Origin of the sequence: Kribbella sp. NBC_00382 (genome assembly GCF_036067295.1) — a bacterium.
Taxonomy (GTDB): domain Bacteria; phylum Actinomycetota; class Actinomycetes; order Propionibacteriales; family Kribbellaceae; genus Kribbella.
This window is the reverse complement of sequence record NZ_CP107954.1, coordinates 6,010,657-6,024,103: the sequence shown is the minus strand read 5'-3', so window position 1 is coordinate 6,024,103 and position 13,447 is coordinate 6,010,657. Positions and strand designations below refer to the sequence as shown.

Sequence of the window (13,447 nt, the reverse complement as noted above, 5' to 3'; positions counted from 1 at the left end):
TAGCCAGCCACGAGACTGACAACGATTGACATTCTGCCACTGGTTTCCGACAGTTACGATCGAGTTGTGACCGACTACAGCAAGGTAGAACGACTCGCCCTGTGTGACCTGTTCGACCAAGTCGGGCCTGACCAGCCGACACTGTGCGAGGGGTGGACGACGGCCGATCTCGCGGCCCACCTGTACGTCCGGGAGAACGATCCGATCGCGCAGCCGGGCATCATGATCGCCGGGCTGGCCGACACGACGGCTCGCCGGATGGAGCAGGCGAAGGCGAAGTTCGGCTTCACCGGCGTCGTCGACAAGGTCCGCAACGGGCCGCCGCGGCTCTCGATCTACGGCATCCCCCGCCTCGGGCACAACCTCAACACCAGCGAGTACCTGGTGCACCACGAGGATGTCCGCCGCGCGGTCCCCGACTTCACCGTCCGGGAGCTGCCCGCCGAGCAGCAGCAAGGGCTGTGGCGGCTGGTGAAGCTTGCTGCCAAGTCGATGACCCGCAAGGCACCCACCGGGCTCGTACTCCGCCTGCCGGACGGCAGTGAGTCGGTCGCCAAGAAGCCCACCGCCGACGGCTCGGTCACGATCACCGGCGAGCCGGTCGAACTGGTCCTGTTCTGCTTCGGCCGCCAGCCGGTCGCCCAGGTCAGCCTGGACGGCGAGCCGGGCGCAGTCGAGCGGCTCCAGGCAGCGTCCTTCGGAATGTAACCGCAGATGCGACCGTCGCCGACTCAGTCGGTGACCGGCTCGCCCGTCGGCTGCTTCGCGGCGGCAGACTTCTTCCGCCAGCGCTGGATCAGGCTGCTGACCACCGTGGTCAGCAGCACCAGCGCGATCGCGGCGACCACGCCCTGCCAAGGCTTCGGGAACAACGCATACCCAAGCAACCCGATGGCCATGTAGACGACGGCCCACAACGACGACGAGATCAGATCCACCACAGCGAACCGGTGCCACCGATACCCCGCCAGCCCGGCCGCCAGCAGCACCGGCACCCGCCCGCCGGGTATCAGCCGTGACGTCAGCAACACAGTGATCTCATGCTCCGCCAGCCGCACCCGCAGCGCATCGAGCGACGCGTTGTTCCGCAGCCACCCGATCCGCTTGGCGAGCTTCTCCCCGCCCGCCCGGCAACCGGCGTACACGATCAAATCGCCCACGTACGCACCACCGGCACCAGCGATCAGTACTCCCACCAGCCCGATCGGATTGCTGTGCGACGCCAGCACCGCGCCCGCCGACACCGCCGCACCGGTCGGCAGGATCGGCAGTACCGCACCGATCAGCACCGCACCGGCCAGCGCAGCCAGGTACACCCAACCGAAGTCATCACTCAACATTCGTCGACTCCCCTGGCACGAGCAGCTCCACGTTGACGGCGGAGTCCACCGAGGCCATCTCCTTCTTGAACTCCTCCCCCGGCGGCAGGAACAGATCCGGCCGCAACCGGTCGCACCCGATCGGCCAGAACGTCCCGAAATGCACCGGAATCGCGATCCGCGCACCGACCCGGCGTACCGCCTCGGCAGCCCGTACCGGGTCGAGGTGACCCGGCCCGAGCGACGGTCCCCAGCCACCGACCGGCACGAGCGCCAGATCCACTGGGGACACCTCAGCCGCCAGGCCGTCGTAAAGGTCGGTGTCTCCTGCGAACCAGACGCTCGGCGAACCCTCGACGCGGAAGCCGAGGGCCGGTCCGCGATGCGCCGACCAAGGCAGCCGCCGGCCGTCATGGTCGGCGGTGACGACGGTGATGTCGAGCTTGCCGATCCGCAGCTGGTTGCCGGGGGCAACCTCGATGCAACGGTCCGAGTAGAACGAGCCGCTGTGGGCCTCGATCAGCTTGGCCGCACCCCGCGGTACGACCAACGCGGCATCCGGCGACACCTTCGGAAACGACGTCAGATGCAGATGATCGGCATGCATGTGCGACACCAGTACTGCGTCACACCGGCCGGCCTCGGGCGTCGGCGCTGGGCCGCGACGGCGGCGGACGTGCGCGATCCGGGAGGTCAGCACCGGGTCCGTCAGAAGCCGGGTGCCGTTCTCCTCGATGGTGGTGCTGCTGTGCCCCCACCAGGTGATCCGCACTATCCGGCCTCCACGCTTGCATCCGACGAACGCTCCAACCGGGCCTCAACCTCAGCTTCAACCTCAGCCTCAGCTTCAGCGGACTTGCGCTGGCCGAGCTGGTCGAGCCAGCTGATCAGGAGGTGGTGGACCGCGTCGGAGCCTACGGGTGGCTCGTCGACGACCCAGCGGCGCGGGTGGACCAGGACGGCCTCGGTCTGCCAGCCGCCGATCCCGCCGTGGCAGCCGACCAGCTCCTCGAACGCGGCCACCTCACTCGTGTACTCGTCCAGCCGGCTGATCACCACGATGTCCCCGTTGTGCGGCATCTCGGCCTGCCGGAGGATCGACGCCGCCGCCATCGGGCCGTACGGCTCCAGCGGGTCGATGCCCTCGATCCTGCCTGAGCGCAGTACGTGCACGCCCGCCCGGCCGATCGCGACCGGCCCTTCAGCGAGCGTCTCCACCACGACGAATCCGATCCCTGGATGCGTCGCCAGCCCCGGAATCAACCGCGGATGGAGCAGCTCGATCTCCTCCAGCGGCACCCGTCCCGGAGTCCTGGCCAGGTAGATCAGGGCCAGGTTGCCCGACGCCGTGACGATCATCTGTTCGTCGGCCGCGATCGGCGGCTCGCAGTCGGCCGGCCCGAACTCGACCTCACCCCGAGTGGCCTTGCCGTGCAGCGCCTTGCGGGTCACCTTGCCGCCCACGCTGGTGCGCATGGTCAGCTCGGTCAGGAACGCGTTGACCGGTCCCCAGCCCTCGGACCGGCCGGTCGCCGCAACTGGTTCCTTTGTGGTGTCGACCAGCTCGTCGACGACCTGCGTGAGGGTTCGGCCGTACCGCTGAAGGAAGGTCGAGCCCTGGCTCTGCCCATGGTCGGACAGCACCACGATCTCGTACGAGTGCGGCAGCAGGTCGATGATCCGCTGGAGCGCGCCGAGCACCCGGTCGAGCCCTTCGAGGGTCTGCAGCGACTCGGGCCGGGTCGGGCCGGCGTGGTGCGCGACCTCGTCGTAGTCGACGAAGTCGCAGTAGATCGCCGGGGTGCCCTTGACCAGCTCGTCGGTGATCAGCGAGACGTTCAGATCGCGCAGCAGGACGTTCGAGATGGCCCGGAGGAAGATGTACGACCCGCCGCGGTTGACCCGCGGGACCAGGTTGCGGACTCGCTGCCGGCGAGCCTGATGGAGCTCCTTGATCATCTCGGCGACGCAGAGCACGAGCCCGCGGGCGGCACCCTGCGGGCTGGAGAAGAACCGGACGTACCCGCGGCTGCGACCGGTCGGCAACGCCGCCCGGCTGAACACCAGCTCCGACTTGGGCGCGTCGCCGGACCAGTTGTTGCTGATGCTCGCGCCGCCGTCGGCGAGCAGGCCGCGGCCGGTCGACATCCGCGCCTCGAGCTCGGCGGCGTCCCGGGCGCGGTTCGTCACCATCACCCGGCCGGTCTCTTTCTCGTACCACCGGAAGGCCGGGATCTGGCCGGATCCGCCGTGCAGGATGCCCGCCTGGCTGGCCGGCGTGGTCGCCGGTACGCCGGTGTGCCACTCGACCATCGAGTGGCTGCCCTCCCGGATCCAGCCACCCAGATGCGGCAGGTTGCCCGACATCACCATCCAGTTGAGCAGCGGCGCCGACAGCCCGTCGATCTGGATGATCAGCATCCCGGTCCTCGGCGCGGCCTCGATCCGGCGGGCCCGGCGACGGACGACCCGCATCACCTCGGACACGTAGGCGTCGTCACTGCCCGCGTACGCGATCCAGCCGACGAAGGCGCTGACCGACGACATCACGATCGAGACCACCAGCGCGGCCTCGGGACCGCCGTGCAGGTGTACACCCGGATCGATCGTGACGCCGAGGTAGACGACGGCAAACTGGCTCAGCAGCCCACCGACCAGCACCCCGACCGAGCCGATCAGGACCGCGATCCCGGCCAGGATCCAGCGCACGATCAGCCCGACCACCGCGAGGATCACGACCAGCCGCAGGATCGGCCAGGCACCGTCGCTGCTGCTGATCTGCGGCAGCGTCCAGAACGTGATCAGCAGGGAGACCAGCGAGGCGAGCCCGCCGAGGATCATCGCCTGCAGGCCGCGAGTGGTACGGCGCAGGTCCAGCCACACCGGCCGCCGCTGCCGCCGATCGCTGGAAACCTGCTCGGGTGGTTTTGCCATCAGGTACTTCGAACTCCCCGTTCGCCCATCTCTGCCACTCTGAGCCTACGATCCCCGCCCCCCATTTCAGGGGTTAACCCCGCAAACGGTGGGTTGCCCAGCCAGATACTCAGGGGGCAACCCACAAACTCGGGGGTTAACCCCTGAGATGTGTCGGGGGCGGGTCGGGGCGTGGCGGGGCGGGGTGGGCGGGGCGGGGCGGGGCGGGGCGGGGCTATTGGAGTTCGAGGTAGTCGACTTCGGTGTAGAGGGTGCCTTTGGTGAGGCGGACGGTGTTCCAGCCTGCGTTCAGGGTGATCGGTACTGCCGCCAGGTGCCAGTTGTCCCAGCCAGTGGCCGGGTAGCTGATCGTGCCCTGGCTGTTGCCGTTGACAACCACACCGTGGCTGGCCGTCGCGCCCATGCCGTTCGCGTAGCCGACCGAGAGCGTGTAGCCGCCGGCCGACGGAGCGAATACGGAGACCTGGACCCACGAGTCCGCATAGTCGATGTACGCCGCGACCGCGCCCTGCGATGCACCGGCCGCGCCCGTCCGTACGGAGCAGTGGTTGAGGGTGCCGCGCTCGGCCTCGGTGCGGACCCGGCTGCCACGGACCACCGGGAAGTCATTCGCCCAGCCGAGGTCAGCGACGTACAGGTGTCTCGAGCCATTGACCCAGCCATGCAGGAAGACCTTGTCACCCACGAAGTCAGCGCCACCGGGACCGCAGACGTGGTTGTCGAAGCTGGCGGTGGTCATCAGGGGGCGGAAGGCCGTCGTCCAGGGGCCGTTGAGGCTGGGCGAGGTCGCGTACGAGGTCAGGTAGTTGCAGTCGTTGTAGCCGCCGCCGGAGTAGAAGAGGACGAACTGGCTCCCCCGCTGGACCAGGTCGGGCGCCTCGATCACGCCGCTCGAGGTGAGCATCGCGGTGTTGCCGCCGGTGAGGGCCGTGCCGTTGTTCGTCGTACGGGTGAGCCAGAGGGTGGACGGCTGGCCGAGCGCGTTGCCGTCGTTCTTCCAGGTCAGGTACCGGGTGCCGTCGTTCGCGACGAAGGTGTTCGCGTCGATGGCGCCGCCCTTGTCGAGCGGGCAGATCAGCGGCTGACTGCCGACCGGGGTGAACGGGCCGAGCGCCGAGTTCGCGGTGGCGACGCCGATGCACTGACGACCGGACGCCTTGTGCCAGGCGGTGTAGGTGAGGGTGAAGCTGCCGTCGGGGTTCGGGTAGACGTCCGGCGCCCAGGTGCGTCCGGCCTGCGCCCAACCGGCCGACGGGCCGCCGGGCATCGCGTCGCCGCGGATCGTCCAGGGGCCGTTGGCGCTCGGGGCGGAGGCGACCGGTACGTGACCGCGGCCGTTGTTGGTCGAGTAGGCGTACCAGGTGCCGTTCTTCTCGAAGATGTCCGGATCGGGGAAGTCCTCGCCGATGATGTCGGCCGGAAAGGCGGCGGCCGTGGTGCGTTGGACCGCGGCTTGGGCGGGTGGATTGAGCAGGACCAGGGGTAAGGCCAAGGCGGCGATGGCCGCGAGGATCTTGCTGCTGCGCATGGGAGCTCCTCAGGTGGGGCGGTACCTGTGCGACCCACTTTTACATCGATTCACCTGAGAATCGAGAGCTGGAAATTATTTCGATCCATTGACATCTGACCGCCCGTCATGGAAATTGCTTCGACATGGACGACCTCGACATCCTGCACCGGTTGCGCGAGCTCAGGCCTGCGATGGGCGGCGCGCTGGTCCGGATCGCCGACTTCCTGCTGGCCGAGCCGGCCGAGGCCGCACGGCTCACCATCACCGACCTGGCCGACCGGACCGGCACCTCCCCCGGCACCGTGACGCGCTTCTGCCATACCGCCGGGCTGTCCGGGTTCGCCGCGCTCAAGGTCGCGCTCGCCGAACAGGTCGGCCGGTCCGGCGCGAGTCGCTGGCGCACCGACATCGGCCGGCAGATCGACCCGGCCGATGACCTCGACCAGGTCCTCAAGGTGATCGTCGCCGCCAACACCCAGGCGCTGCTCAGTACGGCGGATCAGCTCGACCTGGCAGCCATCGACCAGGTCGCCGAGGCAGTCACCAAGGCCCGCGCCATCCACCTCTTCGGCGTCGGCACCAGCGCGATCACCGCCGACGAACTGCGGATCCGGCTCCAGCGCATCGGTTTCGCCTGCTGGAGCTGGCCCGAGGTCCACGGCGCCCTCACCGCGGTCGCCCTCGCCGACGAGCGCGACCTGGTGATCGGCATCTCCCACTCGGGCCAGATCACCGAGACCATCGACGTACTCCGAACCGCCCACCGCGCCCGAACAGTCGCCATCACCAACGACCGGACCTCGACCCTCGCCGCCGAGGCCGACTTGATCGTCACCACGGCCCAATCCGGCGCCGCCCCCGCCGACGCCCTGGCCGACCGCCACGCCCAGCTACTCGTCCTCGACGTCCTCTATACCCGAGTCGCCCAGCTCAACCACACCCGCACGCTGGAAGCCCTCGAGACCACCGCCGCGGCCATCGATCCCCACCGGACCCCGAAGCCGAAGCGCCGCCGCACTACACCCAGCTGAAGGAACCCCGTGATCACTTCCCGCCGTACCGTCCTCACCGGACTCGTTGCCGTAGGCACCGGTCTTGCAGCTCCGTCAGCCTTCGCCGCCCACCGCGTCAATTCGTCCGAGGCGGCAGCTTTCGCCTTTCTGGCCGAGAAGATCGACCAGTACGGCACCGGCACCACCCTGCGCGTCCCGCAGAGCTACACCGGCGGCTTCTTCGCCGGCATCAACTTCGTCTCGTCCTTCCTGTACGACGACGCCCTCGCCATCATCGCGTTGATCCACGAGGGTTCCGCCGCCCAACTCACTCGCGCGAAAGTCCTCGGCGACGTCCTCCTCTACGTCCAGCAGCACGACCCGATCGCCGACGGACGCACCCGAGCGTCATACCAGCCCAATCCGCTGATCACGGCCGACGGCACCCCGTACATCGGCTCCCCCGCCGCCTACTCCGGCAACCAGGCCTGGGTCGGCATGGCGCTGTGCCATCTCTACCAACGCACCGGCCAACGGAAGTACCTGAACGGCGCTCTCACCGCCGCGAACTGGATCCAGTCGAAGACCTGGTCGGCGGCCGGCATCCCCGGCTACACCGGCGGCCGCGGCGCGGACGACCAGCCGCTCACCTTCAAGGCGACCGAGCACAACATCGACATCGGCGCCTTCTTCGCGATGCTCAACCGGCAGACCGGCGACCGGGTCTGGTCGACTCGCTCCCAGCAGGCGTTCGCCTTCGTCCGGGCGATGTGGGACAACCCCGGCCGGATGCTCTGGACCGGCACCAACCCCGACGGCGTGACGATCAACCACTACCCGATCCCCGCCGACGTCCAGGCCTGGGCGTATCTCGCCACCCGGGACCCCCGCTACAGCCAGGCGGTCGACTGGGTGATCACCAACCTGGCAGCGTCCGACGGCGGCTTCACCGGCATCAGCTTCAGCAACACCGACACGAGCAAGGTCTGGTTCGAAGGCACCGCCCACCTCGTCACCGCCCTGAAGGTCCGTCGCGCTCCCGGTGACCAGGCCCGGATCAACACCTACCTGGCCAGCCTGCGCGACGCCCAGCTCCATGCCCCCAACGCCGATGGCAAAGGCATCGTCTCCGCCTCCTCCGACGGCCTGGACACCGGTTTCGGCGACCTCTACTACGCGTCGCTCCACACCGGCGCAACGGCCTGGTACCTGCTCGCAACCACCGGGACCAATCCGTTCGTGCTCTGACGACCCAACCGATCGGGCATGATCGCTGGACCGGACGGGCAGCGCGATGGAGACTCCGGGGTAGTTGGATTCCGCCAAAGCTTGAGGGGTTCTTGTGAGGAAATTACCTAGAGTGTCCGGTCGCGGCTTGGTGGCCGTCGCCGCGGCAGTGGCTGCGACGGCCGGGCTGGTGGGGCAGTCGGCCGGCGCGCCGGCCGCAGTACAGCAGGTTCAGGCGACCGGGTTACAGCAGCAGTTGGACACATTGCTGGCCGATTCGCGGTTCCAGGGTTCGCAGGTCGGGCTGCTCGTGCGGGATGCGACGACTGGCGAGACTTTGTACGACCGGAACGGCTCGACCCGGTTGGTGCCCGCTTCCAACACGAAGCTCTTCACCTCGACGGCCGCGATGCACACGCTGGGGGCCGGGTTCCGGTTCCACACCGACGTACTGGCGACCGCGCCGGTCAAGAAGAACGGGAAGCTCCAGGGAGACCTTTATCTGAAGGGTTTCGGTGACCCGAGCGCCCTCGAGAGCGACTACGTCGGGCTGGCCAAGCAGATCGCCGCGGCCGGGATCAAGAGGGTCGACGGCGACCTGATCGCCGACGACACGTACTTCGACCACGTGCGGCTGGGCGACAGTTGGGCCTGGGACGACGAGCCGTTCTACTACAGCGCCGAGATCTCCGCCCTGACGCTCGCCCCGAACGGCGACCTCGACTCCGGTACGGCGATCGTCGAGAGCCGGCCCGGCGCGACGGCCGGAGCACCGGTCCAGCTCAACCTCCGCCCGGCGAACGGCGTACTCAAGCTGATCAACACCGCGACCACGGGCGCGGCTGGGTCCGCCGACACGCTGAACATCGAGCGCGATCACGGCACGAACATCGTCCGGATCACCGGCTCGCTGCCACTCGGCGCCGGCCTCGGCTCGACCTGGGTCACCGTCTGGGAGCCGCCGCTGTACGCCGCTGACGTCTTCCGGCGCGCCCTCACCGCCGAGGGAGTCAAGGTCGACGGCAAGATCCGCGAGGCGGCAACCCCCGCCGCGGCCAGGCAGCTCGCCCGGGACGAGTCGATGACGCTCGGCGAGCTGATGAACCCGTTCCTCAAGCTCTCCAACAACATGCACGCCGAGACGCTGGTCAAGGCGATGGGCGCGGTCACGAAGGCGAACGGCAGCTGGCCGACCGGCCTGGGCATCGTCACGGCGTACGCGAAGAGCGTCGGCGTGGACACCTCGACGATCCGGCTGTCCGACGGCTCCGGCCTGTCCCGCAAGGTGAACGTGACGCCGAAGAGCGTCACCGACATCCTGCTGGCCGCCGAGAAGGAGCCGTGGTTCCAGCAGTGGTACGACGCGCTGCCGATCGCGGGCAACCCGGATCGCTTCACCGGCGGCACCCTGCGGACCCGGATGGCCGGCACTCCGGCCGCGAACAACCTGCACGGCAAGACCGGCTCGCTGACCGGTGTCACGGCGCTGTCGGGCTACGTGACGAACAAGGACGGCCGCAAGCTGGTCTTCTCGATGATCACCGACAACTACCTGACCAGCCCGCGCTCGGTCGAGGACGCGGTCGGCGTCACGCTCGCCTCCTGGACCGACCAGGCACCCGTCACCCCGATCAAGCCCGCTGCCGGCAAGGCGCTGTCCTCCGATGACGGCACCGGCCCCGGTGACCCCGGAAACGACTGGATCAAGGGCCGCTAATCGATTAGACAGTGCGGCAGTCGTTCAGCACGATGTGGGAATGACTGCCGCACTGCCCACGGGGCACACCTTCCGCCGGCCCACCAAGGACGACGCGGAGGCGATCTTCGGGCTCGTCGCGGCGCGCAACCTCGCGGCCATCGGGTCCGCCGACTTCACCCTCGACGACATGGCCGACGAGCTCGGCGAGCCCGGCTTCGACCTCGACCAGGATGCCTGGCTGGTCTTCACCGGCGAGACGCTGACCGGCTACGGCACGGTCTCCGGCCAGGGCGATCATCACCTGCTCGACATCGACCTCTACAGCGCCGATCCCGCCATCACCTACTGGCTGCTGGGCGAGATCCTCGGGCGCGCCAAGGAGTTGGCCCGCGAGCATGGGCACGCAGAGGTGTCACTCGACATCGGCGTCTACCGCACCGATACGGCGAAGCGTGACCTTCTCGCCGGCAACGACTTCGCTCCCGGTACGACGTACCACCGGATGCGCATCGACCACTCCGGGCCGGTGGCCGCGCCGGAGGTACCGGAAGGCTTGCTGCTCCGTCGCGGCGCGCCCGACGAGGCGACCCGGCGCGAGGCGCATGCGGTGTTCACCGAGACCTTCACCGGGCAGTTCGGATTCACGCCGCGGTCGTACGAGGAGTGGTTCGCGGCGCGGGATGCCCAGTCGACCTTCGACTGGTCGCAGCTGAGTCTGCTGGAGCTGGACGGACGGGTGGTCGGGTTCATCGAGAGCAACGACCAGTTCATCGAGGACGAGAACTGCAACTACGTCGGCCGGCTCGGGGTGCTCAAGGATGCTCGGGGTCGTGGGCTGGCCAAGTTCCTGTTGCGCGACGCGTTCGCCGTCGATGCCGCGGCCGGACGGACCGGCACGATCCTGCACGTCGACACCAACAACCCGACGCCTGCCCTCGGCCTCTACCTCTCCGTCGGCATGGAGCCGGTCCTGGTCATCGACGTCTGGCGGCGCGCGTTGGCGGTCGACTGATGGCCGACCTGCCGGCCGGCGCGACCTATCGCCCGATGCAGCTCGATGACATCGGGGCAGTCCAGCAGCATCTGGCTGCTCGCAGCGTGGCGCTGATCGGCATTCATCAGTACAGCCTGGAAGGTGTCGAGGACTTCCTGCGCAATCCGCAGGTCGACCTCACCACGGACAGCTGGCTGGTCTCCATCGACGGCGCGATCGCCGGTACTGCGGCAGTCGTGCAACGACCGGATTGCGTCGGCATCGAGCTCACCTCGGCCGACCGGGCCGTCGCCGACTGGCTGATGGACCGCACGATCGCCCGCGCCGCTGAGGCGACTCGCGATGCCGGCCTGAGTGAGCAGCTGGTGCGGATCTCGGTGCTGGGCGCTGACGAGTTGGTGGCTGAGCTCGCCGCCGCTCGTGGCTTCAGTCATGAGACCTCGATCCAGCGGATGAAGATCGAGCACACCGGGCCGGTCGACCGGCCAGTTGTGCCGGCGGGGGTCGTGGTTCGGAGCGGTGCGGTCGATGAGGGGACCCGGCGGACGGCGTACCGGCTGATCGTGGAGTCGTTCGATGGGCAGCCGTCGTCGAGCCCGCCGGAGTACGGGAAATGGGTGGCGTCCCGGGAGGCGCGGTCGACCTTCTCGTGGGATCAGCTGACTGTGCTCAAGCTGGATGGCGAGCCGGTTGCGGTCCGCGAGTTCGATCGCAACTTCGTGAGTTCGGACAACTGCGGGTACATCGGGCGGATCGGCGTACTGGCTCAGGCCCGTGGTCGTGGGCTGGCGAAGTGGCTGCTCCGGGATCAGTTCGCGATCGATGCCGCGGCGGGGCTCAGCGGCACCTTGTTGCACGTGGACAGCTCGAATCCGACGCCGGCCGTCGGGCTGTATCTGGGCGTGGGGATGCGGCCGGACATCGTCAACGACCGGTGGCGGAAGACGCTGCAGGTCTCTGGTTTCTAGTTGAGGACGATGCGGTTGCCGGTGGTGCCGGCGATCACCTGGCGGGTGGCCAATTCCCAGTGGAGGTCCAGGATGCCCTTGAAGGGTTTGCCTTCTGGTCTGTAGCACTGCATGCCTTCGTCCGACTGAGGCAGCACGGAGTACTGGTAGGCGGCGATGCGGACGGTCTTCGCGTCCTGTGCGAGGACTCGGACGACCACGTGCGGGACGCAGGCTTCTGAGTCGCCGCGGGAGGCTTCGACGATCAGGCGATCGGTGGTGGCCGGGTCGGGATAGGCCCTGGTCACGTCGATCTCGTGGTCGAGAGTCAGCAGCGTCGTGCCCTGCTTGAACTGTTGCGGCGGAGGGCCGACATCCAGGTCGCTCGGTGTTGAGGTTGTGACGGTTGGCGGAACGGCTGGGCTCTGGTCGGCGCCCTGGCGGTCGAGCGCGGTGACTGTCGCCGCTCCGCCGACCAGGCCGATCACCGCGGCGACGGCTGCGACCTTGCGGGTGCGGCGGCGCCGGTGGAGGGCGCGCTCGACGTACTCGAAGGGGCGCGCTTCCTCGGGGGTGTGCGCATCGACGTACTCGGTCAGCAGGTCGGTCTCCGGATCAGGCATGGCCAGGCACCTCCTCTTCGACCTCGAGCAATGGCGCAAGGGCTTGGCGGGCACGCGCCAACCGCGACTTGACGGTGCCGCGCGGCAGTTGCAGTTCGTCGGCGATCTGCTCGATCGACAGGTCCGTCACGTAGTACAGGACAGCGACAGCCCGCTGCGACGGAGTGATCCGCGCGAGCGCCGCGGCTACGTCCACCGCATCGCTATCAGGACCCTGTACCTCGGAAGTGCGGCCGGTGAGCTTGGCCAGTGCGCGCGTGGCGACCCGCTGGCGCCTGAGGCGGCTCACGAGCGCGCGTACCGCGACTGTTCGCACCCAAGCGTCGGGGTCGTCGTACCGGCTGATCTTGTCCCAGCGGTCGAGCAGCTTCACGTACGCGTCCTGGGCGATCTCCTCGGCGTCGGCACGCGTGGCGCCGATCGAGACGAGCAGGCCGATCAGGCGTGGCCAGGTACGGCGGTAGAGCGCCGCCACCTCGGTTGCCGGATCGCCGTCGAACTCCCTCACACCCCTAACACGCGCTGCTCCCCTGTTCGGTTCCACTCTTGCCGGATCGAGATGTGAGAGATTACTCTCGAAACATGTCTCTCAGAAATCCGTACGGCGATTTCGAGATCACCGACCCGCAGGCGATGCGTGCGTTGGCGCATCCCGTCCGGCTCGCCGCGCTCAGCTATCTGCAGAAGAACGGACCGGCCACGGCGACCCAGTTGTCGGTGCACGTCGGCGCGTCGCCGTCGGTGACGAGCTGGCACCTGCGGCATCTCGAGACGTTCGGTCTGGTCAGCGACAGCCCTCCCCCGGAGGGCGGCTCCGACAAGCGCCAGCGCTGGTGGAAGGCCGTCGCCCGCGGGTTCCGCTTCGAGATGCCCGAGACGCCGGAGGGCGCCGAGGCCGGCCGCATGCTCCGCACCGAAATGATGAGCCAGGCCCTCGACCACGTCCAGCAATGGCTCTCCGACACCGAGCCCGTCCTCGACCCCGCCTGGAGCCGCTCCACCGGCTCATCGAACACCCTCCTGACGATCACCCTCGCCGAGGCAGAGGCCATCGAAAACGCCATCGAAGACCTCCTCGCCCCGTACGTCCAACGCGGCGAATCCAACGCCCCCACCGACGCCCACCCCGTCCGCCTAATCCGCATGACGTTGCCCGAAGCAACCACCTGACGCACGCGTTGCCCAAGCAACCACCTGACCCG

13 protein-coding genes are annotated in these 13,447 nt (G+C 68.4%); 7 read left to right on the top strand and 6 right to left on the bottom strand.

Annotation, left to right across the window (positions count from 1 at the left end; all coding sequences use genetic code 11):
• Positions 1-66 precede the first annotated feature (66 nt).
• Positions 67-708, top strand: coding sequence for a TIGR03085 family metal-binding protein (locus OHA70_RS28735; RefSeq protein ID WP_328322797.1), 642 nt, complete (start codon positions 67-69; stop codon positions 706-708).
• Positions 709-731: 23 nt separating this feature from the next.
• On the opposite strand, the gene OHA70_RS28730 is transcribed toward OHA70_RS28735, so the two are convergent.
• From OHA70_RS28730 to OHA70_RS28715, 4 genes are all read right to left on the bottom strand, one after another.
• Positions 732-1,340: a DedA family protein gene (locus tag OHA70_RS28730; protein ID WP_328322796.1), complete on the bottom strand. Its 609-nt coding sequence runs from the start codon at positions 1,338-1,340 to the stop codon at positions 732-734.
• Complete coding sequence (locus OHA70_RS28725) at positions 1,330-2,091, bottom strand: MBL fold metallo-hydrolase (RefSeq protein ID WP_328322795.1); 762 nt, start codon at positions 2,089-2,091, stop codon at positions 1,330-1,332. The genes OHA70_RS28730 and OHA70_RS28725 overlap by 11 nt, the downstream gene beginning before the upstream one ends.
• Positions 2,091-4,253 (bottom strand): alkaline phosphatase family protein, encoded by a 2,163-nt coding sequence (locus OHA70_RS28720; protein WP_328322794.1) that lies wholly within the window; start codon positions 4,251-4,253, stop codon positions 2,091-2,093. Before OHA70_RS28720 ends, OHA70_RS28725 begins: the two co-directional genes overlap by 1 nt.
• A 214-nt stretch (positions 4,254-4,467) precedes the next feature.
• Complete coding sequence (locus tag OHA70_RS28715; RefSeq protein WP_328322793.1) at positions 4,468-5,781, bottom strand: family 43 glycosylhydrolase; 1,314 nt, start codon at positions 5,779-5,781, stop codon at positions 4,468-4,470.
• Positions 5,782-5,906: 125 nt separating this feature from the next.
• Here OHA70_RS28715 and OHA70_RS28710 point away from each other — a divergent pair, with 125 nt between their 5' ends.
• The 5 genes from OHA70_RS28710 to OHA70_RS28690 all read left to right on the top strand — a co-directional run bounded on the left by OHA70_RS28710 (position 5,907) and on the right by OHA70_RS28690 (position 11,643).
• A complete protein-coding gene (locus tag OHA70_RS28710) occupies positions 5,907-6,794 on the top strand; it encodes a MurR/RpiR family transcriptional regulator (RefSeq protein WP_328322792.1) in 888 nt (295 codons plus the stop codon).
• 9 nt (positions 6,795-6,803) lie between these two features.
• Positions 6,804-8,003, top strand: coding sequence for a hypothetical protein (locus OHA70_RS28705; protein WP_328322791.1), 1,200 nt, complete (start codon positions 6,804-6,806; stop codon positions 8,001-8,003).
• A 112-nt stretch (positions 8,004-8,115) separates the two neighbouring features.
• Positions 8,116-9,699 carry a D-alanyl-D-alanine carboxypeptidase/D-alanyl-D-alanine endopeptidase gene (dacB, locus tag OHA70_RS28700; protein WP_328322790.1) on the top strand — a complete coding sequence of 528 codons (1,584 nt, stop codon included), beginning with the start codon at positions 8,116-8,118 and terminating at the stop codon, positions 9,697-9,699.
• 40 nt (positions 9,700-9,739) lie between these two features.
• Entirely contained in the window at positions 9,740-10,693 is a 954-nt protein-coding gene (locus tag OHA70_RS28695) for a GNAT family N-acetyltransferase (RefSeq protein ID WP_328322789.1), read from the top strand.
• Entirely contained in the window at positions 10,693-11,643 is a 951-nt protein-coding gene (locus tag OHA70_RS28690) for a GNAT family N-acetyltransferase (RefSeq protein WP_328322788.1), read from the top strand. Before OHA70_RS28695 ends, OHA70_RS28690 begins: the two co-directional genes overlap by 1 nt.
• On the opposite strand, the gene OHA70_RS28685 is transcribed toward OHA70_RS28690, so the two are convergent.
• Together OHA70_RS28685 and OHA70_RS28680 are read right to left on the bottom strand one after the other, a co-directional pair.
• On the bottom strand, positions 11,640-12,245 hold the full coding sequence (locus tag OHA70_RS28685; protein ID WP_328322787.1) for a hypothetical protein: 606 nt from the start codon (positions 12,243-12,245) through the stop codon (positions 11,640-11,642). The genes OHA70_RS28690 and OHA70_RS28685 overlap by 4 nt on opposite strands.
• Positions 12,238-12,753, bottom strand: a complete 516-nt coding sequence (locus OHA70_RS28680) for an RNA polymerase sigma factor (protein ID WP_328322785.1) — start codon at positions 12,751-12,753, stop codon at positions 12,238-12,240. The genes OHA70_RS28685 and OHA70_RS28680 overlap by 8 nt, the downstream gene beginning before the upstream one ends.
• A gap of 74 nt (positions 12,754-12,827) precedes the next feature.
• On the opposite strand from OHA70_RS28680, the gene OHA70_RS28675 reads away from it, so the two are divergent.
• On the top strand, positions 12,828-13,415 hold the full coding sequence (locus OHA70_RS28675; protein WP_328322784.1) for an ArsR family transcriptional regulator: 588 nt from the start codon (positions 12,828-12,830) through the stop codon (positions 13,413-13,415).
• The last annotated feature ends 32 nt before the right edge of the window (positions 13,416-13,447 follow it).